Origin of the sequence: Pseudodesulfovibrio sp. JC047 (assembly GCF_010468615.1) — a bacterium.
Taxonomy (GTDB): domain Bacteria; phylum Desulfobacterota; class Desulfovibrionia; order Desulfovibrionales; family Desulfovibrionaceae; genus Pseudodesulfovibrio.
The window spans coordinates 1-25,057 of sequence record NZ_WUEH01000017.1; the positions used below are offsets into that span (position 1 = coordinate 1).

The following is a 25,057-nucleotide window of genomic DNA, read 5'->3' on the forward strand; positions in this document are numbered from 1 at the left end:
CCATCGACCAAGGAAGAAATTCGGATACAGGACAACCTGGGAAATCATTGAGGAGCAGGGACTTGCCGGGGTGTTAAGTTTGGTTTGACAATTTGCCCCAAGCAAAAAGCAAGTCGCCGTAAAGGCGAAACCTTTGAAATAATATCGAATGACTCCCCACCGCGCAGCGCGCAACGCTCAATAAACAAGGAAAGATTGAGCCTTTCTCTTCCCTCTTTTCTTCCTTCTTCAATCAAAAAGAACCACCTCACTTCAACCCGATGATACCTCGTTGCCCGAGCGTCTTAATATACGCCGTGACACTCAACTCAGCCTCACGGGGCTGAACCTCGTACTCGGCGGCGAGTTCAGCAGCAATCCGTTGAACCGACCGCACCCCGTCAATGCGTTGCCAGACAAATGTCCCAAGTTCATCCAGCTCCACCTGTTTGGTCATGGGCTTCTTGTCCCACATGCCAACCTTCTCGGCCAATCGGCCAAACCAGGGTTTGATCGCCAACGGATAGGCCAACTGCACCATCTCGCTCGAAAGCTCGACCTCCTCCACGGCATAATTTTTCACCGGCACCATGGACAATGCCTCGGTACGGGAAATGACAGGCTCAGTCGGTTTCTTCTTGAATAAGCGCATAGCTCTCACATATTTCGGGAAAAAGTATTGTGGGGACCGAATCTGTCCCAGACGCGCACACAGAGAGAATGGCGTTTCCCGAATCAGTTTGCCACGCCCGGCCTTGAGAAAAGGACTCGCGACGCATGACCGTGCGAAGCAACGATGTTTTGAGCACGGCATCCCAGCGCACCCCGTGCCCATCGGTTTGAAGGACGGCCACATCCGGCGAATCCGTGACGGTTTCGGCTATCCATTTGGCCAGACTGGTCGAACGCAAAAGAACGGATGCCGGAGCAAATCGTTCAAAGACAAGCTGTGTACCAGGGCCTTTTCCCGGCGGCACACGATCTGCCATCTTTCCGGAACGGGGCCGCCAATACTGAACGCGATAATGACCGGGCTGAAAAGAAAAAGTATCCAGAACAAAAGACGCTGGCACCCGCGCAGTCACTCCGAACATGGCCCACGGCAAACTCTTTCCGCCGAAATACTCACGAAACGAGGCAAGGACTTTGGCGGCTTGATCTTCGTCAGACGCAGCACGAATGAAGAATTGAACCAAAGCGGCCAACCCGGTCCCGGAATGGTACACCACGGCTCCAATGCCCCGAACTCCGGGGATCTTCCATATGAAACTGTGCGAACGGAACCCCGACGCAGTCAGCTTTTTCACGGCATCATGCCACGCCGGCGGAGTCTCGGCATCCGACACCCCGCTGACAGACGCTCCCTTGTGTCCCTTGGTGATCTTTTTGATATGCTTTTCAAAAGAAAATGAACCACGAACCCGATTCCACTTGAATTCGCACATAGGGAGCCCGTTCTCGGCAAACGTCAATCCATCCCGCTCGATGGCGGTCGGCTCCCACGAATCCGGCGTAACGATGCCCACGCCATTCCAGATATAATCAGCCATACCTACCGAGGAATGAACGGAGCCAAGGATTGAACGCGACTTTTTTGGTGCATCTTTTCCGTTTTTTCATCCATGGCAAGATAGCAGTCCAACTCCTGCTTTTCACGCGTCTTGTGCGTCATCTTGATGGAGACACCAGGGCGCATCTGCGGACTGCGGCTCCACATGAGCACAAGTGCGACCTCTTCTTTCTCGTCGTTGGTAAAAAGCCATTGCCAGGCAATAACGTTCTTGAAAGCATCCCCGACATAGGTCGCCGGCTCGCCAAATTCCTTGACATACCGCTTGTACAAACGATCAAACAATTTCTTGCTTCGGTCATGAAATTTCAATTTGATCCCGACAAGTTCGTGCTTGTGAAGACAATTACCAAAAATAAGACTGCCACCCCGCACACCGGGAAGCGCGTTGGGTTTAATCATTGCTTCGGATAAGAACGGCGCATCCGAACCCGGGACGGCCTTTTCTAAATGACAATATTCAGAATAGGTTGCGACAACATCTCCCAACCTGAACCCCGCAAGCGTGGTCGGGAAGGTGTCACCTGCCAAAGCAGGCACCCATCCGGAAAAGACACAACACACGAATGCCACGACGATACATACAAACTTCTTTTTCATTGATTCGACACTGCCTTTTTCAGAATTAGGACTTGTCCACAAGGGAGACACTGCTCTATGATTAAACAAGATCGTGACGCTTGGCAAAGGGATAGACGATAAAAAAGGACTGATTGCATGCGCAAGGAAACAACCATGTCGGCCACCAGACCCAGTATCTATTACCTGTTGGCCGTTTTTGGCGGCGCACTCTATGGGGGGCGGGTCTGACCATTCATGATACAGCTCCCGGTCTGGGAGCTGGGCTTGGTCATTCTGATTCCCATGGCAACCGCCTTTCTGATCCGCGAGCTGATTCAACGCCGATTGATTGAAAAAGCTCCACAAATTCGCCAAGCATTCTTGCAATTTAGATTGGATATACTACTTTTCCTTGGTGCGGGTCTCGTTGCCGCGCTCATCCTCCAATTCGGATATAATTTCCCAATCCTCCACAGCGGACTCAAACTCGCCCTCGCGCTGTTCACCGTGGGATTCTTCGCCGCGCTGGACCTCAGCCTGGAACGGGAACGCACGGTCATTCACATGGCATTGGCCGGAAAAGCCAGCTATATCCCGCCGCGCAAACTTTTCCCCATGACGCGCAAATTGTCCTTTGTGGCCACGCTGACGATCTGCCTCATCACCACCATTCTCCTTCTGGTCATCATCCGGGATGTTCAATGGCTGGCCGATCAGGAGCTGACCATGTCCGCCGTGGGATTTCTCAACCAGTCCGTTCTGGTTGAAATCATTTTCATCATGGCATTTCTGCTGGTCATGGTCATCAACCTCATCCTGTCCTACACCAAGAATCTTCGGCTGCTCTTTGAGACGGAAACCCACGTTCTCGAAAGCATCGCACAGGGCAACCTAACCAAACGCGTTCCCGTCATCACGTCTGATGAGCTGGGGATTATCGCCGCCCATACCAACACCATGATCGGTGCGCTGCGAGAAGGAGTCCGAATGCGGGAAGGACTCCTCATCGCCAAAGAGGTACAACAGCACTTTCTGCCGTCCGACCAGCCGGAATTCCCGGGGCTGGACATTGCGGGAATCAGTCTTTTTTCCGACGAAACCGGCGGGGATTTCTACGATTTCATCCCGTGCGACCTCGATGCCTGCGGTCAATTGGCCGTGGTTGTCGGCGATGTCTCGGGCCACGGCATCGGGGCGGCCCTGCTCATGACAGCGGCCCGGGCCGTGATTCGACAAAACGCAGCCACACCGGGGTCGGTCACGGAAAACATCGCTCGTGCCAACATCCACCTGACACGGGATATCGGTGAAACCGGACGATTCATGACGCTCTTCTTCATGGTCATGGAACCGGCCTCTCACACCGCGACATGGGTCAATGCTGGACACCAGCACCCATTGATGTACCGGCCACAATCCGACACATTCTCAGAACTCAAAGGCATGGACATTCCTCTTGGAGTGGAACAGGATTGGCAATTCAATGAACAATCCATGGACCTGCCCGGTCCGGGAGAGATCATGTTCATCTGCACCGACGGCGTGTGGGAAGCACACAGTCCGTCCGGCGAGATGTTCGGCGGCGACCGCATCCGCGACATCATTCGAAACACCACGAAACACGACGCTCAAACCATCATGACAACGATCTGCGACGCAGTGCTCGACTTTGCCGGTCAGGACTTCCGCGAAGATGATCTGACCCTGGTGGTCATCAAGGGCGTGGAGCCATAAGACACCATGATCGTCAAAACACACATCGCTTCCCTCTGGCACACACCGTCCCGGGACGGACTTCGACGGATCACCGACCTCATCGACGAGGCGCCGGATGACACCGCACTCTTTTTCCGAGCGGATGACGTGGCCGTTCCCGGTGGAAACTGCCGCCAAATGATGGACCTGTTCATCGCCCACGGTATCCCTCTGCACATGGCCGTGACCCCGGCGTGGCTCACGCAAACCCGTTGGGAAATCCTCAATGGTTGGGCCGGGGACAGCAATTTGTTCTGCTGGCACCAACACGGCTGGCAACATCGTTCACATCAGACCTCGGGCAAAAAATCAGAATTCGGCGATCACCGGCCCGCACAGGACAAGACAGCCGATCTGTTGAAAGGAAAAGAACGCCTCACACACATCATGGGACCAGCGTTCTCACCGGCCTTCACGCCGCCGTGGAACCGATTCGACGCACAGACGGGCACCGCTCTGGCCGAACTCGGATACACCTGTGTCTCTCGCTCTGCCGGTGAACAGCGCAAGGTGCCGCTTCCGGACAGCCTGCCGGACATCCCCATCAACGTGGACCTGCACACCCGAAACGAAGCAGACCCGAAACAGGGATGGACCGCACTGGCCACGGAGTTTCAAACCGCCATCCAGTCGGGCCGCATAGGCATCATGCTGCACCACCAACGGATGAACCCGGCGGCAATGGCGTTTTTGGACACCTGCCTGCACCACATCAAATCCAACCCCAAAATACAGTGCATCAGATTCAATACAGCATAAAACCACGCTTTTTCAATAAAATCATCCCAGCGGAGTCCATTTCACCTTGTCATGAATACGGGTTGCGCCTAGTATGAGAGGAAGTATATATTTATTCGCGAATTCGAAGGAAGCCTATGCACATTCCTGCTGAGAAGGTTGATCGCCTTATCTCGCTCCCTTTCTCCAAATCGGTGGAGATCAGTTTCAAAAGCCTGAAGGTCCGTTTTTTCCGCTCCATGATTACGGTCTCCAGTCTGGTCCTTGCCGTGTCGTTTCTCAGTTTCGTGCTGGTCAATCTGGACATTGCCACCGGACTGCTCACGCATAACGGCAAAGACGCGGCCCGGACACTGCTCCAGGCGGGCTATGACGTGGATGCCGCACAGGGCGTGGTCACCATGTCCGCCAAAGAACGCTGGATCGTCATTCTTTCCCTGCTGGTCTGCACGGTCGGCATCATCAACGCGCAACTCATGTCCGTGACCGAACGTTTTTCCGAAATCGGCGTCATGAAATGTCTCGGCGCGCTGGACTCGATGATCCTGCGCATATTTCTTCTGGAAGCGGGGATGCAGGGGTTGGCCGGAGCCAGTCTCGGCGCATTGCTCGGCGGCGCGATTTCCCTGCTGGTCGGCATTGCCCGATTCGGTCTCTCCGCGATTCAGGATATTTCCCTTATCTCCATGCTTGGTTCAATGGGAATGGCCACCCTCGGAGGGTGTCTTCTCAGCCTGCTCGGCGTCTTGTATCCAGCCCTGTTGGCGGCGCGCATGGACCCTATCAATGCCATGCGGGCAGAGCATTAAAGGAGGACCATGAGCGAAAAAAAACGCACCATTGTCCGTGTTATCGGCGTGACCAAGACCTTCACCATGGGAAAGGTCGACTTGCAGGCCCTCAAAGGAGTGGATCTGGAAATCTTCGCCGGAGAATACATTTCCATCATGGGACCATCCGGATCGGGGAAGTCCACACTTTTCAACATGATTGGCGGTCTGGACAAACCCACGGACGGCAAGGTTTTCATCGATGAAGTGGATATTTCCCAACTCGACGCCTTTGAACTGGCCTGGCTGCGCAACCGAAAAATCGGCTACATCTTCCAGACCTTCAATTTGATTCCTGTCATGACCGCCCTTGAGAACGTCACCCTGCCCATGACCTTTGCCGGAATGAATGCGGATGATGCTCAGGACAAAGGAATCGAGCTGCTCGAACTGGTCGGACTGGGCAAACGATTTCAACACAAGCCGCTGGAATTGTCCGGCGGCCAGCAGCAGCGTGTGGCTGTGGCCCGCTCATTGGCCAACGATCCCTCCATCATTCTGGCGGATGAACCCACGGGCAATCTCGATCTGTCCACGGGCGAAGAAATCATCGATCTGTTGCAAATGCTCTCGGTGGAACGTGGTGTCACTGTGATCTCCGCCACCCACGATTACAAGATGCTCAATGTCTCCGACCGGGTGGTGTGGGTCCGGGACGGACAGGTTGACCGCGTGGAAAAACGGGAAGAACTGGATATCACCATCGGCGGCATTGGCGACAAGCTCACTGGTCGGTCTCACGACGAGGAAAGGGCCTGATTCATGAAACGCTCAGGACTGACCATATTTATCTGCATCGCCCTGAGCCTTGTGTGGACTCTTCCTGCCATGGCAACCGGCGCGGATTTTCTCCGCCGACTCACCACCATCGAGGACCGATCCACCGGATCGCCCGGAGCGGCCAAGGCTGCGGACATGGTGGAAGCAAAGCTCAAAGCCCTGTTGCCCGATGCCACCGTGGGACGCCACTCGTTCCATGTCCCGGTCCCGATCAAGATGGGGGCACAACTGACCCTGAAGGAATCAGGGCGGACCATCGAACTCAGACAATTTCAGGCCAATGCACTCTCTCCCGGCGCGATATCGCCACCGGGAATAACCGGCCCACTGCTCTATGTGGGATCGGGGCGAGTCTCGGACTTCAACGGGCTGGACGTCCACGGGGCCATTGTTCTCATGGACATGGATTCCGGCAAAAACTGGAACAACGCGGCCATGCTCGGTGCCCGAGGGCTTGTGTTCATCGGGCAAGGAGGCGACGGAGGCCGCACGCCCCGCGCCCTGTTTGAAAGCAAATTCGAACTGACCCCAGTCGATTTCCCAACATTCTGGCTCGCCCGGGAACACGCCAATTCACTGCTGGGCACGGGATTCACCCGCAAAGGTCCTCGACATCTCGGAACCACCACCCTCACGTCCAAGGCGGCATGGCGCACTGTCCCGGCCGACACCATCTATTGTCGAATTCAAGGCAGCGACCCGGAACTCTCGCAACAAACCGTCAGCATCGAAGCATTCTACACCGCCACCGCACTGGTGGATGGTCACGCCCCGGGCGCGGATGAAGGCGCGTCCATCGCCGCACTGATTGATGCAGCGGCCCATTTTGCCAAAGCCCCTCCCAAACGGTCTGTCCTGTTGGTAGCCACGGCTGGCAAATCCTCGGCACGGGCGGGAATGCGAGAATTCACCTATGCCTTGGTCACCCCAAAAAAACGACTTGAACGCCACAAAGAAACCATTCAAACGCGGCTCGCCTCGACCGGACGCAGTCTCGATCTCCTCCGTGAAGACTCTCCGTTATCCGAAAAAACGCTGATGAACGCCGACGACCGGACACTTCTCAAGACCGCGCTCAAGAGTGTTGTCCGCAATCAGGAAGACGACATCACCAAGGAGTTGATGCGATTGCGACTCCTCGAACAACAAGGAGCCTCGGCCACTCAGGACACCCAGGACCGTCAGCGTCACATTCACCAACTCGCCAGTGACCGCATGGTGTTGAAACGGCTCAACTGGATCAACTCCACGGTCGCGGATTTTCCACTGTCCGCATCGGAACGCACCACGCTGACCACCTTTGTCCCATCAGCGATCCTGCACGAAACCGCCATTCTCGAAGAGACTTCCGGCACACTCAAGGATATCAATTCGACCCTGACCCTGCGGGAAACCATCGAAGACGCGCCCATTGTCGCCCATATTTCCCTTTTCCTGTCCAGCCACGGCAATGGCATCGGCGGCTTTGACAAGGGATGGCTCATCGACCTCAAACCAACGGTCAACCGGACCGCCTTTTTCCGGCCGCTGGACACGGTCATGAAAAACGCCGTCAAACAACTTGAGACTGAGCAAAACGATATCGCGGCCCTGTTCACCGACACGCTCCGTCCCGGGAAACGGGCGTGGCAAAGTTATCTGCCAGACACCCCTGAACTGGGCGGCGAACCCATGGCCCTCGCGGGATTTCCGGGATTCACCCTGACGACGGTCCACGATGTCCGACCAGCCTGGGGCACGCCGTATGACACCCTCAATCGGGTCAACTTCGCTTTTCTGCACAAACAGACACAGCTCGTGCTCACCCTGCTCGACGCCATAACCACTGAACCAATTGCCGATGCGGGCAAACGGAACAAGAACCAATTCGTCACCATTCAGGGCCGGGCCAACCTGCTCAGAAAGGGCGAGATCTTCCCGGACCGTCCCGGCACTGGACTGGTCGTCCTCGCCTTTCAGTGGAAAACACGCAATTACGGCATGGTCGATACGCAGGGAAACGTCCGTATTCCGGGCCTTGCCAGCAAGAAAGTCAGCTACCACAAGGCTGTACTCGAAGCATTCAAATTCAACGAAGACAGCGGATTGGCAGAATGGGCGATAAACAAGCCCAAAACCGGCAAGGCCGCCTATCGTATCAAGTTGAAGCGGGCAGAACAGGCCACGGACCTCATCCTGTTCAACTGCACCCAGACCTCGCTGTTCAATATGTTTGATCCACGAACCTTCAAATTTCTTTATCGTCCCACCCTCATTGATGGCCGCACCGAAGCCCCGCCGGTCAGCTTCTGGTACAGTCGACTGGATACCCGGACCTCGACACTGGGCACACTTTTTCTCGAACCGGACACGCCCATCAAGCTGACCTTGTCCGACACAGTACTGGACAAGAAAGTCCTACTTTTGAACACCGATAAAACCCATCCTCAGGGGCTAGGATTCATCGCCCGACAATGGCCGGTCATCCCCATGACCGAATTCCAGGCCGCCAAGGACATGTGGGGACTGCTCGGACCGCGCATCGACAATCTGGAAGACAAAGGCATCATCAATGAGCGCATCAGAGACCTGCGCCGTCAGGGTGATGAAGATCTTGCCAACGCCATTCACTACAAGGCCGAAAAGCAGTGGGACAAATTCGTGGAATCGGCTCGGTCCTCACTCTCCAAGGCAAGCCGGGTCTATAATGATGTGGACAAGACCCAAAAGGATGTCCTGTTCGGCGTGCTGTTCTATGTGGCCCTGTTCGTGCCATTTGCCTATTGCATGGAACGACTCTTCTTCTCCTTCGTGGACATCAAGAAACGCATTGTCGCCTTCCTCGGCTTCCTCACTCTGATCATCGGGGTGATCTCGTTCGTCCATCCCGCGTTTCAGCTCACCTATTCTCCCATGGTGGTCATTCTCGCGTTCTTCATTCTCGCGCTCTCGCTCTTGGTCTCGCTCATCATCTTTTTCCGATTCGAACGGGAAATGGTGGAGCTGCAAAAACGCTCTTCCCACATGAAAATCACGGGCATCAGTCCGGCTGCCGCCTTTGGCGCGGCCTTCGTGCTCGGCGTAGGCAACCTGAAACGCCGCCCGGTCCGAACATTCCTGACCTTTGCCACCTTGGTCATCCTGACGTTTACCATCATGAATTTCACCACGGTCAAATCCGTCCGACAGGCCGGATGGGCACAATTCAACAATTCAGCGTCGTACACGGGATTGATGCTCAAATACCTCAACTGGCAGGACGTTCCTCAGGAAGCCCTGTCTGTCGTGGAAACCGCCTTTGCCGACGAGGGTGTCGTGGCCCCACGCGTCTGGTATGACACCGGCTTCACCTCCGACAAATCCCGCGCCCCACTCATCCCCGTCACCCGAGGGACACAGACCGCACAGGCCCGGGGCATGGTCGGTCTCTCCGCCCAAGAACCACAGGTCAGCGGACTGGATCGCATTCTCATCAAGGGCCGTTGGTTCAAGGAAGGCGAGCGGGATGGCATCATGATGTCCGAACGCATGGCACGCCAGTTGGATGCCGATCCACTCGACCCGAACCGCAACACCGTCACCATCTGGGGAATCGATATCACCCTTGTGGGCATCTTTCGCGACGAAGGGTTGACAGACCATCCCGATCTTGATGGCGAACCGATCACACCGATCATCTTTCCCAATCAGGCCGCGACCCAATTGTCAGAAGTCGAGGCCGAAGCCATTGAAGACGGAGAGGACGTGGTGACCACGGAATCCCGGTACCAACATATTCCCAGTTCAGAAACAGTGCTGGTCTCTGCCGAGATGCTCCTCGCTCTCAAGGCCGGAAAACTCAAGGGCATTGCCGTCAAACCCGACACCGGCGCATTGTCTGAAGTCAGCACCCTCGGCGACCGATTCGGAATGCTTCTCTTCAAGGGCGGTCCCACGGGCACATCCCTGTACTTCGCCTCGGATGCCGTCAACTATTCCGGCATGGCCAATATCCTCATTCCGCTGGCCATCTCCATTCTGATCGTGCTCAACACCATGATCGGCTCGGTCTATGAACGCAAACCTGAAATAGCGGTCTATACTTCGGTGGGACTTGCCCCGCCACATGTGGCATTCCTGTTCATTGCCGAAGCACTGGCTTTTGCCGTCATTTCCGTGGTGGTCGGCTATCTGTTGGCACAGGTTTCCTCAGCATTCCTGGCCGGAACACCTTTATGGGCCGGAATGACCGCCAATTATTCCTCCACTGCCGGTGTGGCCGCCATGATTCTGGTCATCGGCGTGGTACTTGTCTCGGCCCTATACCCGGCCAAGGTCGCCGCCAACATCGCCATCCCGGACGTCAACAAGTCTTGGACCATGCCCAAGGCTGAAGGCGATGAACTCACCGTGATTCTGCCGTTTCTCATCAAGTTGCACGAGATAAACTCGGCAGGCGGATTCCTCCATGAATATTACATGGCGCACCACGACATATCACACGGCGCGTTCTGCATCGATGACATGCAGTGCAACTTTCTGGACCTCGAACAGGTCGAAGCCGACACCGGTCTGGTCAGTGGCCTTCCAAAGGATCACCCCATCCCGGACGATCTCTGTTTCTCCATGGATCTCCGCGTCTGGCTGGCCCCATTCGACTTCGGTGTACGCCAAAAGGTCAAACTCATTTTCTGCCCATCGGATATTTACACGGGCTTCCGGCAGATCAAGGTCATCCTCCACCGGGAAGCAGGGGAACTCAAGGCATGGGAAAACCTGAATCGAAACTTTCTCAATGACCTCCGCAAACAACTGCTGGCCTGGCGATCGCTCAATGACGAAGCTGTGGAAGGGTATGCCAAAGACATGAATGAAACCATCCAGAAATACGTAAACAACAACGGCGAGGAAACCACGGCATGAACGGACAACTCCGACTCCGCGCGCTCCTGACCGGCCTGTTTCTCGGGCTGATCCTGTGTGTTCTCACGCCCTTGAATAATACGGTGCTCCACAACGCGCCTCTGGGGGGTGGACACTTTCCCATGGCCCCCTTCTTCATTGTCGCATGGCTGTTCGTCTTTACCGCCTTGACCTCACGATTGACCAAACGGCCGCCAGTCTTCTCCGGAGTCGAGCTGCTTGTGGTCTGGCTGATGATGGTCCTGTTCACAGCCATCGGCTTTGCCGGACTCACCGAAACATTTTTCATCAACATCACCGCCCCGGAACGGTTTGCCAACGACGCCTATCGATGGACCGAAGTCCTGACCCCGCTTCTGCCGCAATCCTGGTTCCCGCACTCAGCCGATGCGGTCAATCAACTCTTTGAGGGGCTAGACAACGGTAACGCCATGGGCATCCCCGCCATTCTGGCCGCCATCCCCTGGAGTGCGTGGCTCCCGACTCTGCTTATCTGGTCGCTCTTTATCCTGGCTTCCTTTTTTATCATGCTCTGCCTCATGACCCTGTTTGGCCGTCAATGGGTCGTCAACGAACGCGTCCATTTCCCCATGGTTCGCGTCCCCATGCTCATGGGCGAAGCCCTGGACCAGAAACACTTCGCATCATGGTGGTCCAACACCTATCTGCTCGTCGGACTGCTGTTGGCCGGGACCCTGCATCTCATCAACGGATTGCACTTCTATTATCCGTCCGTCCCCCAGCTTCCGACACTCATTCTGGCCGGTTCCTATTTCCCGAAATTCGGACTTTTTTCCGGCTTTTACAAACTCAAGCTGTACATCATTCCGGCCTTCATCGGCTTCGCGTTTCTGACAACGCGACAAATTTCCTTTTCCATGTGGGTCTTTCACCTCATGGCCGGACTCTTCTTCGGACTGCTGTACATCCTTGGCTGGCAGCTCCCCGAAGCGGCTCTGGGCACGACCTTCGGCCCGGACCTGGCCCGTCCCGAAGGCGCGCAAGTCATCGGAGCCTATGCCATCTTTTTCATTTTCCTCATCTGGCTGGCCCGGCATCATCTCAGGGAAACACTCACCTGTTTCATACGTCCGTCCTGCCACAGCACCGAAATCGAAGGAAAAGGGAAATTCGACACCATTCCCGAAAACTGGGGGCCGCCTATCTGGCCGATATGGGGACTTGCCAGCGGCATGATCTTTCTCATGGTCTGGGGCTGGTGGTTCGGCCTCCCGATTCTGGCCGCCGTACTCCTGCCCTGCGCCTTTCTCATCGTCACACTGGTCACGAGCCGCCTTGTCTGTCAGGGAGGGCTTCCCTATTTCACCCTCACTGCCGCGCCCTCGGACGGCCTCATGGGACTCTTCGGCACGGGATTTTTCGGCCCAGTGGGAGTCGCCGCCACCGCTGTCATGCAAAAGATCCTGTTTCTCGACGTTCGCGAGGCCATCGCCCCCACGCTCTTTCACGGCTCGAAAATCAGGCAGGAAACCACCAAACGCAATCTGGTCCTTGTGGCCATTGCCCTGTCACTGGTACTCGCCCTGGCCACCGCATTCGTGACCATGCTCTATCTCGGCTACAAATACGGACTGCGAGAACTCAATCTCGACTGGGCCACCCAGACCGTGCTCGCCAATTACGAAAACGCACAACGGCTGGTGGATCAGCCCACCGGTCCCAACGAATGGCTGCTCACCTATGCGGGATTCGGCGCGCTGGTCATGTTTCTCCTGATTTTCTGCTATTACAAATTCCCATGGTGGCCCCTGCACCCGCTCGGCTATCTGGCCGCCTATTCGGCTGGCATGAAAATACTCTGGTTCCCGTTCTTTCTCGGCTGGATGTGCAATCATCTGGTGCTCCATTACGGTGGAACCAGTCTGTTCAACCGGGTCCGATTCCTGTTCATCGGACTGATACTTGGCGATTTCCTGATGGGCGGCATCTGGACCATGGTCGGACTCTTCAACGAACAGAGTTATCTGGTCTTTCCGCTCTAGAAACAGACAAAGGATGAGACGAGGTGGCCCACGGGCTACCGGAGGCACCCTGAATGTATGACGACAAAGAACTGAAAGAATATCGCGATCTGATGCAGCCCCCCGACAAGTTCGAGGAAGGGTTTGATTGGAAAACGATCGTTGGTGCCGTTTTCATTGGTTTCCTGATGATGCCGGGGTCCATGTATCTGCAATTGGTCATCGGACAAGGCATCGGTCCAGCCGCGCGCTGGGTCACGATCATCCTGTTTGCCGAAATCGCCAAGAGATCCTACACCCACTTGAAACAACAGGAAATATTCCTGCTCTACTACATGGCTGGAGCGGCGTTGGCGTCACCGTTCCAAGGTCTCTTATGGAATCAATATCTTGTGCAGTCGGACGCGGCACGAATGTTGGGATTGACCGAATTCATCCCCCACTGGGTGGCTCCGGCTCTCGGCTCAGGCTCCTATCTGGAGCGGACCTTCATGCACCGGGATTGGCTGATCCCGATTCTCCTGCTCGTGGGCGCGCAACTCGTCCAGCGTATCGACCATTTCGGGTTGGGCTATTCTCTCTACCGGCTCACGTCGGATGTGGAAAAGCTCCCCTTCCCCATGGCTCCGGTGGGCGCACTGGGTACCATGGCCCTGGCCGAATCCACGGAGGACAAGAAAACCGGCTGGAAATGGCGGGTCTTCTCCATCGGCGGGGTCATCGGCTTGGCCTTCGGCTTCTTCTATGTCCTCCTCCCGGCCCTGTCCGGCCTGCTCTTCAGTGAACCGATCCGTTTGATCCCCATCCCATGGATCGAGCTGACCATGCACACCGAAGACGTGCTCCCCGCAGTGGCAACCGGCATTCAATTCGACCTCGGGTTGGTCTTCATCGGCATGGTGCTCCCCTTCTGGGCGGTCATCGGTGGGCTGGTCGGTCTGATAATCACCATCGTCGCCAACCCCATTCTCTATTCTCAGGGCATCCTGCATCGCTGGCATCCAGGCATGGCCACTGTCGAGACCGTCTTTGCCAACAACTTCGATTTCTACATGAGTTTCGGCATCGGCCTCGGATTGGCCATTGGTGCCGTCGGCATCTACTCTGTCGTCCAATCCTTCCGAAGCTCCAGCGGCAACGGGCTGGATTTCTCCGCCCTGTTCAATCCACCCGAGGGGCGAGGCGACATCAATTTCTGGGTTTCCATCGGCATCTATGTCTTCTCCACGCTTTGCTACATCGCGTTCTGCGTCTGGCTGGTGCCGTCCTTTCCATGGATTTTCTTCGTGATCTACGGTTTCATCTACACCCCGATCATCTCCTACATCACTGCACGCATGGAAGGCATTGCCGGGCAGTTCATCGCGTTGCCCATGGTTCGCGAATTCTCCTTCATCGCTGGAGCAAAATTCTTCGGATATCAAGGACTCGAAATCTGGTACGCCCCCATTCCCATTCAAAACTACGGCGAAGCCACGGTCCAATTTCGCCAGATCGAACTGACCGGAACCAGTCTGCGCGGCATCATCAAGGCGGAAATCATCGTCTTTCCCATTGTCATGGTCTCATCATTGCTCTTTTCCCAATTCCTCTGGCAACTCGCGCCCATCCCGTCACCCGAATACCCCTTTGCCCAGGAACTCTGGCATCTTCAGGCCCTCAACACCCTGCTCATGCAGACCTCCACCCTCGAAGGTAACTCGCTCTTTTTCGAGGCACTGTCCGGTCCCATCGTCTTTTCCGGTCTCGGGTTGGGACTCATTCTCTATTCGGTTCTCAACGTCCTTGGCCTTCCCGTCCTGCTCGTCTACGGTGTGGTGCGAGGACTCGGCCAATCAACACCGCACGGCATGTTACTCGAAGTCATCGGCGCGTTGCTCGGTCGATTCTACTTTCTCAAAAAATACGGCAAACAATGGCGACACTATGCGCCCGTGCTCCTCGCCGGATTCTCCTGCGGTATGGGACTCACCGGCATGTTCGCCATGGGCTGCACCCTCATCATGAAATCCCTCGGCCGATTGGCCTATTGACCCCCCCTGCCGGGGGTCGCCTTCAGCGGGACCAGGACGCTGTCCTGGACCTGCCAGAGAACCTTTTGAAAAAGGTTCTCTGGACTCTCCAAAACTTTTTATCGCTCGCTTCGCGAGGGCTGTCGTCAGCGTGAGTTCGTGATATTTAGTGGGAAAAAAGGATTGAGAAATGCCTTTGGTCGCCGAAACTTTTTATCGCTCGCTTCGCGAGGGCTGTCGTCAGCGTGAGTTCATGCGGTTCTTGGAAACACGTTGTACAAAATTGCTTTTTTTGCAGACCCTTTTGAAATATCTTAAAAGAAATATTTTGTACAAGGGTCTCTTAATTCTTTAATTACCCCCTCTTTCTTCTCTCTCCTTCTTCAATCCCACTCAATGGATATCGTGAGACTTCGCCGAAGGCACGATACAAAGTTCTGGAAGGGAGTCCAGAGGGGAACCTCTTCCAAGAGGTTCCCCTCTGGCCGTCGGAGACATTCCACGCCACCCCGGCGAGGGGCCGCCGGAGGCATCACCTCTCATGCCCTATCGTTGTAAAAAGAACAGAGAGGATATGAGAATAAAACTATTCGATATGTATTCAGAATCACTGGGGCATGTTTCTGCAAACGGGTCTTGTTCTTTTGTCGTCAAGCAGGTAAATTATTTTCCGACGAACCATTGATACCAATCGTGCCTGTAACGAAAGACACGGAGAAAATAATGTCAGATACGAAAATCACTGCTTTGGTCCTGGCCGCTGGCAAAGGGACACGAATGCATTCTTCCAAGGCCAAGGTCTTGCAGACGCTTTTAAACGAGCCGATGCTGCATTATGTCTATGCCGCCCTCAAACCGATCATGCAGGACAACATCCTGACCGTTGTCGGTCATGACGCGGAAGCGGTCCAAAGGGCATTCCCGGACAGAAAAACAAAATTCATCACACAAGATGAACAACTTGGTACTGGCCACGCATTGCAGGTATCATGGGATGCGGTTGTAAAAACAGGCGCGACCCATTGTCTGGTCATTAATGGCGACACACCATTGGTGACGGTAGACGCACTGCATCGACTGACAAACGTCGCCGGGTGCTGCGATGTGGCATTCATGACGATCACCCCTCGTGACACCGGCGCATTTGGACGAGTTGTTCGTGACCCGGAACGCAGAATCACGGCGATCGTGGAAGCCAAAGACTATGATCTGAATAGACATGGCCCGGTCACTGGCGAGGTCAATGCAGGCGTGTACCTGCTCAAGATAGACACTATCGGACCGCTGCTTTCAAAACTCAAGAATGAGAATAAATCGGGCGAATATTATATCACGGACATTGTGGAACTGGCTGTCCAGGAAGGCTTGACTATTGACGGCGTCCAGTGCGGCGACGACATCAGCCTCATGGGTATCAATTCTCCGAGAGAACTGGTCACGGCGGAAAACACACTGCGCAGCCAGATCGTCAATGACCTGCTCGATGCAGGCGTGCTCATCCACAATCCGGAAACCGTCATCATTGGTCCCAAGGTTCGTGTCGAGCCGGGAGCAGAAATATTCGGCCACTGCGAAATTTACGGAAACTCAACCGTCGAAGCGGAAGCACATCTCGGATCGTACAACTACATCCTGAACTCGACCTTTGAGGGAGGAAGTGATATCCGCCAGTTCAATCACATTGAAGGCGCCATCGTGTGCAAAGGATGCCGTGTCGGACCGTATGCCCGCCTGCGCCCCGGTGCCGTGATGGAAAGGGATGCCCGTATCGGCAATTTCGTGGAGATGAAAAAAGCAACCCTGGGTGAAGGGGCCAAGGCGAATCACCTGACATATCTTGGTGATACCGAGGTCGGAGCAGGTTCCAATATCGGAGCCGGAACCATCACTTGCAACTACGATGGCAAAAACAAATTTCCCACCACGATTGGGGAAGGGGCCTTCATCGGCTCCAACACAGCATTGGTGGCCCCGGTCACCATCGGAAAAGACGCCCTTGTCGGAGCCGGATCAACCATCACGAAGGATGTCCCGGATGGACAGGGAGCCGTGGCCCGAGGCAGACAGATAAACATCAAACGCAGACTCAAGAAGTCTTGATTTGTTAAAAAAAAAGGACTAGATATACTCTATGGAACTTGTAGCCCAACTTGAAGAGAAATTTGACAAATTGTTGAGTGAAATTAACGATTTAAAAGAATATAACCAGCTATTGAGGGAAGAAGTCGAGACCGAGAAACAGACGCGTCAAGACATCGAATCTCGCATCGACACCTTGCTTGGAAAGATCCAAAACGAGCTGAAAGAATAGTGCGTTACGATGCCACGATACACGTTGACTCTGCTGGGACTCGAAATATCCTTCAAAACAGATGCGGATAACCCCCGCATTGAAGCTGCCCAAGCGTTCATTGAAAACAAGCACCAAGAGCTTGTTGCCGGAGCGGGTGACATCAGCAAGGAAAAATTGCTGGTCTATCTCCTTCTCAGCTTGGCGGATGACTATCTAGTCACTACAGACAAACTGGAGCGGCTGGAAACGAAGGTTGAAGAGATTTTAAAAAAGACCTCATAGAGACCCGTCCCGATACATGGACGGGACCAAAGGTCGGAAAGGATTTCCCCCTGGGGCGTGCGTGATGGTCTGGAGTGTTATTGAGCCAATACTCTGAAAAAGGGCGCCGACTCCAGTGAGCTGGTGAGCAAGCCCGGTATAACCGGGAAGCCTAAAGGTTCACGAGTCATGCCCACCTGGACATGCCAGGTTCAAAACAAACAGGCCACACGGCTCCCCGGGGATTTATAAAGCTCTCTGACCGGCAAAGAACGGCATTTTCAGAGCGCTATATAGTGACACTCCCCTTTCGTTAAAAATCCCCCTTCTTCACTCCTTCGCATAAGAGTACCTGTTGGTGTACTCTTCAAGTTGCATTGCGGCGTCAACAGACCGCCTAAGTCTGTCAACATACAATCAAGGAGTGACTCCATGTTAACCGAAATCGCCATGGTCGGCGGAGGAATTGCGGTCGGGCTAGGAACCGGCTTCATGTTCTTCAAATATATGTCGGACAAACAGATTTCAGACTCCAAGGGCCTGGCGGAGCGCATCGTCTCCGAAGCCAGAAAAGAGAGTGAAGCCTTGAAAAAGGAAACACGGCTCCAGGCACAGGACGAGATTTACAGCCAGAAAAAAGAGCTGGAACGGGATTTCAAAGACCGCGAAAGCCAACTCAAAAACGAAGAGAAACGGCTCCATTCAAAAGAAGAACGCCTTGATACCAAGCGCGAAAAAGTCGCTGACAAGGAAGCACAGATAGTCGAACTGGAAAAACAGCTCATCAAACAGGAAAAACATCTTGGCGACCTTGAGGAAGACCTGGAACACAAAGCCGATGAGCATGAACGAAAACTTCAGGAAATATCCGGTTTGACCGTTGAGGAAGCCAGGGAAGACCTGCTCAAGGAAATAGAATCACGGACCCGGCATGAAGCGGCCAAGATGATCCGCAGCATCGAGATGGAAGCCAAGGAAACCGCCAGTAAAAAGGCAAAAGAAGTATTGTCTCTCGCTCTGCAACGGTATGCCGGTGACTACGCCGGAGAACAGACCGTCACCGCAGTTGCCCTGCCGTCCGAAGACATGAAAGGCCGCATCATTGGCCGCGAAGGACGCAACATTCGCGCTCTGGAAGCCGCCACCGGCGTTGATCTGATTATCGACGACACCCCGGAAACCGTTGTTTTATCCGCATTCAGCCCGCTCAAACGGGAAATCGCCAAACAAGCACTCGAACGCCTCATTCACGACGGTCGTATCCACCCTGCACGCATTGAAGAAATCGTGAGCAAGGTCGAAAGCGAAATGGACACCAAGCTCAAGGAAATTGGCGAACAGGCCACCTTTGACGTTGGTGTTCACGGTATCCACCCGGAAGTCATCAACCTGCTCGGACGGCTGCATTATCGCACCAGCTTCTCCCAGAATGTCCTGCAGCACTCCATGGAAGTCGCATTCTTATGCGGCGTCATGGCGGCTGAATTGGGACTGAATGAAAAAGAAGCCAAGCGGGCCGGTCTGCTGCATGATATAGGCAAGGCCGTGGACCACGAAATCGAAGGACCACATGCCATCATCGGCGCGGACCTGGCCAAAAAGCATGGAGAATCCAAAGCGATTATCCACGCGATCGCGGCTCACCACGAAGACACACCGCCCATGACCATCCTTGCCAATCTGGTGCAGGCTGCGGACTCTCTGTCCGGCGCACGCCCTGGCGCACGCAAAGAACTGCTTGAAAACTACGTCAAGCGGCTTGAGGAATTGGAAGGCTTGGCAACCGGATTCGACGGGGTTCAAAAGGCCTACGCAATCCAGGCCGGACGTGAAATTCGAGTTCTCGTCGATTCTGACAGAATCGGTGATGAAAATACCTACGTCCTCTGTAAGGACATTGCCGAAAAAATCGAAAACAACATGACGTATCCCGGCCAGATTCGGGTCACGGTCATCAGAGAAAAACGCGCTGTCGGCTACGCAAAATAGACATCATACACGCACCCGGTCATCGACATGGCCGGGTGCGTTTTTCGATAAAGACCTGTCTCAAAGACAAATTCCTGATGCATATTATCATGGCATCATCGAGAAATTCCGGTATTCTACCATCACAGAACGATATCCCATGACGCACAAAACACGGGAAAAACACTCGGCAATGGGTCTCTTCCGGGACCAGCCACAGACACGGAATGGATACAAAACACGCAATGAACAAGCCCATTAACGTCACCCAGTCCCAGATGGGCGACACCGAATTTCGACGGTTCAGCGAACTCATTCACACAGAATTTGGCATCAAGATGCCACCGACCAAACGCGTGTTGTTGCAAAGCCGGTTTCAAAAACGGCTCCGTGCTCTTGGCATGGCTTCGTACAAGGAATATTGCGAATATGTCTTCTCCGAAAAAGGACGCGAAGAAGAACGATCTCACCTCATTGACGTGGTCACCACCAACACAACACATTTCTTCCGTGAGCCCAAACACTGGGATATCATGGACAGCGCAGTCCTGCCGGAACTCTGGAGCCGTGGCATTGGCCGCAACAGGGCATTGCGAATATGGTCTGCCGGATGCTCCAGTGGCGAAGAGCCATACACCCTCGCCATGGTCCTCCATGAGTGGCGCGCCACACATCACGGCTTCGATTTTTCCATTCTGGCGACTGACATTTCTCGCCAAATTCTGACTGAAGCGAGTGACGCTGTCTATGCCATGGAAAAAGTCGATGACGTTCCCATGCAGTACAAAAAAAAGTACATGCTCAAATCAAAGAGCAAGAAACTGGTCAAGATGGATGCAATTCTTCGCGACAAGGTCTCGTTTCAACGGCTGAACTTCATGGAAAATTTCAAATTGCCACATCCACAAGACATCATTTTCTGTCGCAATGTGGTCATTTATTTCGACCGCCCTACCCAGGCAACACTCTTTGCCAAATTCTGCAACAACCTGAAACCGGGTGGGTATTTGTTCATCGGTCATTCGGAAAGCTTGTCCGGGCTGACCCTGCCTCTCAAACAGGTTGCCCCCACGGTCTTTCAACGAGTATAATTTTTCCGCACCATTCACCCATTCACCCCACGCAACCGCCGTTTGTCACGGCCATTCACTGACAGGAGTCTCATGCGTATTCTGTTTCTCGGCGATATTGTCGGCATTCCCGGACGCACAGCCCTCAAAAAGTCTCTCGGTTCCATCAAGGAAAAACAATCCATTGATCTGATCTTCGTCAACGGAGAAAACGCCAGCGGCGGCTATGGGCTGAAAGCAAAACACGCCAAGGACTTCTTCAAGTCTGGCGTGGATGGCATCACCGGCGGCAACCATATTTGGAAATACAAAGACCTGTATTCCATGCTCGACTCGGACACACGCATTGTCCGTCCCCTGAACTATGCAGACCACCTGCCCGGCACCGGACTGCGCATCTTTGAAAAGAAGGGATTTCCGCCCGTGGCCGTCTTCAACGTCATGGGCCGAACATTCATGCCCCCCATTGACTGCCCCTTTGCGGCCATGGAAACGGCCCTGGATGCCCTGCCTGCGGACATCCCCATTCAACTTGTTGATTTTCATGCTGAAGCTACCGGAGAAAAAATCGCCATGGGCTATTTTCTGGATGGCAAAGTGTCCGCCGTGCTCGGCACGCACACCCACGTTCAGACCAACGATGCCAAGGTCCTCCCCGGAGGCACGGCGTATCTCACGGATCTCGGCATGTGCGGAGCCGTTGATTCCTGCCTCGGCATGAAGCCAGAAATCATTCTGGACCGATATCTGACGGGCCTGCCACGCAAACTTGAAGCCGCCTCTGGTCCAGGGATTTTACAAGGCGCGATTTTTGACTTAGATGAAACAACCGGCAACGCGGTTTCGATAACCACGTTCAAGCATAAATGACAGACCGTGAGACATTCAACACTTACGGGAAAAATGGGGAAAAACGTGAATATTTTTGACGAACTTAAATGGCGAGGGCTCATCAATCAGGTATCCGACGAAGACAAGGTGCGCGAATATCTCGACACCCCCGGAGCCTCCATGTATTGCGGCTTCGACCCCACCGCGGAATCCCTGCATATTGGGAACCTCGTGCCATTGCTCTGCCTCGTTCGCATGAAACGTGCAGGGCATAACCCGCTCTATCTCATGGGTGGAGCCACGGGGCGTATCGGCGACCCGTCCGGCAAGGACAAGGAACGTGAACTGTCCGATACCAATCTCATGGAAGAACGCCTTGAAAAAATCAAGGCTCAGGTTCGCCGCTTCGTGGAACGCAACACCGGCGATCGTCCAGATATCGTCAACAACTATGACTGGACCAAGGATTTGACCGCCATCGAACTGTTGCGCGACGTCGGCAAGCACTTCACCGTCAACTGGATGTTGCAGAAGGAATCGGTCAAAGGTCGCATCGGTCGCGAGGAAACCGGCATCTCCTATACCGAATTTTCCTACATGATCCTCCAGAGCTATGATTTCTATCATCTGTATAAAACCCGCAATTGCAGGATGCAGATCGGTGGCGGCGACCAATGGGGAAACATCACCTCCGGCTGTGAATTCACCCGGCGTCGTTCCGCGCACGAAGGCGAGCAGGCTGAAGTCTTTGCCTTGACCTTCCCGCTAATTACTACGGCATCCGGCAAGAAATTCGGTAAATCCGAAGGCAATGCGGTCTACATGAACGCGGAAATGACCTCGCCATACGCATTCTATCAGTATTTCGTGAATACCGATGATGCCGACGTCGTCAAATTTCTCAAGATCTTCACTTTCCTCGATCAGGAAGAAATTGCGACCTACGAAAAGTTGGTTGAAGAAGCACCGCACGAACGTGCTGCCCAAAAGAAACTGGCCGAAGAAGTCACGCGCATGATTCATGGTCAAATGGAATTGGATCGCGTTCTGGCCGCCACCGAAGCCCTTTTCGGCAAAGGCGATCTCAAGGCCATCGACCCGAGAACACTTCGTTCAGCCCTGGAATCCGCGCCCAACTTCCGCTATGCGCCCGGCGATGTTCCCGACCTTCCCCAAATGCTGGTTGACCTCGGTCTGGTCAAATCCAAGGGACAGGCCCGCAAGGATGTCAAAGGCGGCGGCGTCTACATCAACGGCGAACGTTTCGAAGAAAATCAGGAACTCGCTGATTCCGATTTCATCGCCGGAGAACTTCTTGTCATCCGCAAAGGCAAAAAGAACTACGGACTCATTACCAAAGGGTAACAGCAACCAACAGAACAGACTGAATGGCCACCTGAATCAGGTGGCCATTTTTATAGACATACTTTTTCAGATACACTTTATCACCCAAAGTCCCCCTTTCTCCTTCCTCTTTTTCTTCCCAATTCCGCTCTTTCTGCCCCCGGCCGCACCCCATAATACTTGACCTGACGCCCAAGAAGAGGCACACCCACGCCCATGAATGAAACGTTATGGATACTCTTCGCATTGGTGGACCTTTCCATGGTCCTGGTCGTCTATCGTCTTTTCGGACGCATCGGTCTTTTCGGCCTCATGGTTTTCAACCTGTTGCTTTGCAACATTCAGGTGCTGAAAACCGTTGAACTTTTCGGATTGACCACCACATTGGGCAACGTGCTTTATGCCAGCGTCTTTCTCTCCACTGACCTGCTCAGTGAATTCTATGGCAAAAAAGAAGCACGCAAAGGCGTTCTGCTCGGTTTCGTCACGCTAGTCATGATGGTGACCTATATGCAAATCGCCCTCTATTTTCAGCCGTCAGCCGATGACTTTGCCCAGCCTCATCTGTCCGCTCTCTTCGGATTCATGCCCCGCATCGCCCTGGCCAGCATGATGGCCTATCTCATCTCTCAATTGCACGACGTCTGGGCCTTCCACGCCATCAAAGCCCGAACCGGCGAAAAGCTCCTCTGGCTCCGAAACAATGCGTCTACCATGATAAGTCAGTTACTCGATTCCGCCATTTTTTGTTTCATCGCCTTCTGGGGACTCTTCCCCATGGACGTTTTCCTCGAAATTCTTCTGTCTACCTATGTGATCAAAATCGCGGTCGCAGGACTGGATACACCCTTCATCTATCTCGCTAAACGACTCTTCGCAGATCGACTCCAGGCTCCCAAAGAAGCATAAATTGCCTTCGGCGACTGGGGGAAAGGGAGAGACAAACCCTTTGAAAAGGGCTTTTTCTCTCCCTTTCCCCCAGACCCCCTATCTCTCTCTTTTCCTAAACTTTATATGTGCCTTCGGCAGGTGTGTGCGCTCGCGTGGGGGCATGGCTGTCGTGTATGGTGTGGAATGTCTCCGACGGCCAGAGAGGAACCTCTTGGAAGAGGTTCCCCTCTGGACTCCCTTCCAGAACTTTTTGGCGCGCCTTCGGCGAGGGCATCCGTTATCCATTGAGTGGGATTGAAGAAGGAGGGGATGGATATGAAAGAGGGAATGGGTAAAGAAAGAAGAGAGAAGAAGGGGAAATTACAAAATTAAAAACCCTTGCAAAAAATGCAATTTTTTACAACGTCTTTCCAAGAGCCGCACGAACTCACGCTGCCGACAGCTTCGAGCGAAGCGAGCGATAAAAAGTTTAGGAAAGTCCAGAGAACCCTTTTCAAAGGGTTCTTTGGTGGGTCCAGGGCAACGCCCTGGTCTCGCTGAAAGCGGCCCCCGGCAGGGCCGGTAGGGCCGGTAGAGTATAAAAAAAAGGCGAACGGTGAGGTTCGCCTTTTTTTATTATTGGGAGAGTGTTTTCTTTTTGAGGAGTGGCTTTTTGATGCCATGCTTGGCGAGGATCGCTTTCATGCCATCGGTGGATGATGGCGTCCCGTAGTGGAGCACTTGAACACGATGCCAAGTTGAACCTTTGGCTTCGCCTGCGGCGACCGTGGCACGCAATCCAGCGGCAACGAGGGCATCGCGGAGCTTTGCAGCCATGTCGGCTTTTTTGAAAGACGCAACCTGATAGACATAGTCATAGACCTGTTCGCCGGACTTGGCCGTGGCCGGATCAAACGCTTCGGGCTTGATAGGACTTTTGACAACGGGCTGCTTTTTCGGTGTGACAGGCTGCTTTACGGACTTGGCGGGCACCGGTTTCGGCTCTGGCTGATCCATGACCTGTTGCGTCGGTGTGGACAAACGATCTGCATAGTCCAACTCTTCGAGTTCGAGCACTTTTGGTGCTGCCAATTCATCTGCCTGCGAACGCTCTGCGGACGGCATGATCTGCTGAAGCGGCGGGACATCTGCTTCGGGGCGATATCCACGTCCGATGAGAATTCCCATGACAAAGAAAAAGGTTAATGCGAGAACTCCGGCTCCAACGGCACTAATCAGGCCTGAAAGAGACAGGGAAAAGGCATAGGTCTTCTTGGTCGCGTTGAGCTTGGGGACTTTGACCTTGTATTTCGGTTCTTTTTTTTCCGCCAT

The 25,057-nt window shown here is 54.1% G+C and carries 20 protein-coding genes and 1 other RNA gene; 16 read left to right on the top strand and 5 right to left on the bottom strand.

Features of this window, described 5'->3' with window-relative positions; all coding sequences use genetic code 11:
- Positions 1-44 precede the first annotated feature (44 nt).
- Genes GO013_RS11655 through GO013_RS11670 form a run of 4 tightly spaced genes read right to left on the bottom strand, consistent with a single transcriptional unit; the run spans position 45 to position 2,149 of the window.
- Positions 45-236 (bottom strand): hypothetical protein, encoded by a 192-nt coding sequence (locus GO013_RS11655; protein ID WP_163811305.1) that lies wholly within the window; start codon positions 234-236, stop codon positions 45-47.
- Between the two features lie 11 nt (positions 237-247).
- On the bottom strand, positions 248-631 hold the full coding sequence (locus tag GO013_RS11660; protein ID WP_163811307.1) for a PqqD family protein: 384 nt from the start codon (positions 629-631) through the stop codon (positions 248-250).
- Complete coding sequence (locus GO013_RS11665) at positions 603-1,529, bottom strand: hypothetical protein (RefSeq protein ID WP_163811309.1); 927 nt, start codon at positions 1,527-1,529, stop codon at positions 603-605. Before GO013_RS11665 ends, GO013_RS11660 begins: the two co-directional genes overlap by 29 nt.
- 2 nt (positions 1,530-1,531) lie before the next feature.
- Entirely contained in the window at positions 1,532-2,149 is a 618-nt protein-coding gene (locus tag GO013_RS11670) for a hypothetical protein (RefSeq protein WP_163811311.1), read from the bottom strand.
- 216 nt (positions 2,150-2,365) lie between these two features.
- Here GO013_RS11670 and GO013_RS11675 point away from each other — a divergent pair, with 216 nt between their 5' ends.
- The 16 genes from GO013_RS11675 (at position 2,366) to GO013_RS11750 (ending at position 23,764) form a co-directional block, all read left to right on the top strand.
- Positions 2,366-3,844, top strand: coding sequence for a SpoIIE family protein phosphatase (locus GO013_RS11675; RefSeq protein ID WP_239057844.1), 1,479 nt, complete (start codon positions 2,366-2,368; stop codon positions 3,842-3,844).
- 6 nt (positions 3,845-3,850) lie between these two features.
- Positions 3,851-4,624 carry a polysaccharide deacetylase family protein gene (locus GO013_RS11680; protein ID WP_163811313.1) on the top strand — a complete coding sequence of 258 codons (774 nt, stop codon included), beginning with the start codon at positions 3,851-3,853 and terminating at the stop codon, positions 4,622-4,624.
- A gap of 116 nt (positions 4,625-4,740) precedes the next feature.
- On the top strand, positions 4,741-5,412 hold the full coding sequence (locus tag GO013_RS11685) for an FtsX-like permease family protein (protein ID WP_163811314.1): 672 nt from the start codon (positions 4,741-4,743) through the stop codon (positions 5,410-5,412).
- A gap of 9 nt (positions 5,413-5,421) precedes the next feature.
- Positions 5,422-6,192 carry an ABC transporter ATP-binding protein gene (locus tag GO013_RS11690; protein WP_163811315.1) on the top strand — a complete coding sequence of 257 codons (771 nt, stop codon included), beginning with the start codon at positions 5,422-5,424 and terminating at the stop codon, positions 6,190-6,192.
- A gap of 3 nt (positions 6,193-6,195) precedes the next feature.
- Entirely contained in the window at positions 6,196-11,094 is a 4,899-nt protein-coding gene (locus GO013_RS11695) for an FtsX-like permease family protein (RefSeq protein ID WP_163811316.1), read from the top strand.
- Positions 11,091-13,097, top strand: a complete 2,007-nt coding sequence (locus tag GO013_RS11700) for a DUF6785 family protein (protein ID WP_163811317.1) — start codon at positions 11,091-11,093, stop codon at positions 13,095-13,097. Before GO013_RS11695 ends, GO013_RS11700 begins: the two co-directional genes overlap by 4 nt.
- Before the next feature lie 53 nt (positions 13,098-13,150).
- Entirely contained in the window at positions 13,151-15,109 is a 1,959-nt protein-coding gene (locus tag GO013_RS11705) for a peptide transporter (protein WP_163811318.1), read from the top strand.
- Positions 15,110-15,811: 702 nt separating this feature from the next.
- On the top strand, positions 15,812-17,188 hold the full coding sequence (gene glmU / locus GO013_RS11710; protein WP_163811319.1) for a bifunctional UDP-N-acetylglucosamine diphosphorylase/glucosamine-1-phosphate N-acetyltransferase GlmU: 1,377 nt from the start codon (positions 15,812-15,814) through the stop codon (positions 17,186-17,188).
- 31 nt (positions 17,189-17,219) lie between these two features.
- Complete coding sequence (locus GO013_RS11715; RefSeq protein WP_163811320.1) at positions 17,220-17,399, top strand: cell division protein ZapB; 180 nt, start codon at positions 17,220-17,222, stop codon at positions 17,397-17,399.
- Between the two features lie 24 nt (positions 17,400-17,423).
- The gene (gene zapA, locus GO013_RS11720) at positions 17,424-17,663 is read left to right on the top strand and encodes a cell division protein ZapA (RefSeq protein WP_239057845.1); all 240 of its coding nucleotides are present in this window, start codon (positions 17,424-17,426) and stop codon (positions 17,661-17,663) included.
- A gap of 44 nt (positions 17,664-17,707) precedes the next feature.
- Positions 17,708-17,891, top strand: a non-coding RNA gene (gene ssrS, locus GO013_RS11725) — 6S RNA.
- A gap of 183 nt (positions 17,892-18,074) precedes the next feature.
- Positions 18,075-19,631 (top strand): ribonuclease Y, encoded by a 1,557-nt coding sequence (rny, locus tag GO013_RS11730; RefSeq protein WP_163811323.1) that lies wholly within the window; start codon positions 18,075-18,077, stop codon positions 19,629-19,631.
- A gap of 206 nt (positions 19,632-19,837) precedes the next feature.
- Positions 19,838-20,701 (top strand): protein-glutamate O-methyltransferase, encoded by an 864-nt coding sequence (locus GO013_RS11735; RefSeq protein WP_163811325.1) that lies wholly within the window; start codon positions 19,838-19,840, stop codon positions 20,699-20,701.
- A 72-nt stretch (positions 20,702-20,773) separates the two neighbouring features.
- Positions 20,774-21,550 (top strand): TIGR00282 family metallophosphoesterase, encoded by a 777-nt coding sequence (locus GO013_RS11740; protein WP_163811327.1) that lies wholly within the window; start codon positions 20,774-20,776, stop codon positions 21,548-21,550.
- Positions 21,551-21,595: 45 nt separating this feature from the next.
- On the top strand, positions 21,596-22,876 hold the full coding sequence (tyrS, locus tag GO013_RS11745; RefSeq protein WP_163811329.1) for a tyrosine--tRNA ligase: 1,281 nt from the start codon (positions 21,596-21,598) through the stop codon (positions 22,874-22,876).
- Positions 22,877-23,071: 195 nt separating this feature from the next.
- The gene (locus GO013_RS11750) at positions 23,072-23,764 is read left to right on the top strand and encodes a queuosine precursor transporter (protein WP_163811331.1); all 693 of its coding nucleotides are present in this window, start codon (positions 23,072-23,074) and stop codon (positions 23,762-23,764) included.
- 597 nt (positions 23,765-24,361) lie between these two features.
- Here the strand turns inward: GO013_RS11750 and GO013_RS11755 are convergent.
- The gene (locus GO013_RS11755) at positions 24,362-25,057 is read right to left on the bottom strand and encodes an SPOR domain-containing protein (RefSeq protein WP_163811333.1); all 696 of its coding nucleotides are present in this window, start codon (positions 25,055-25,057) and stop codon (positions 24,362-24,364) included.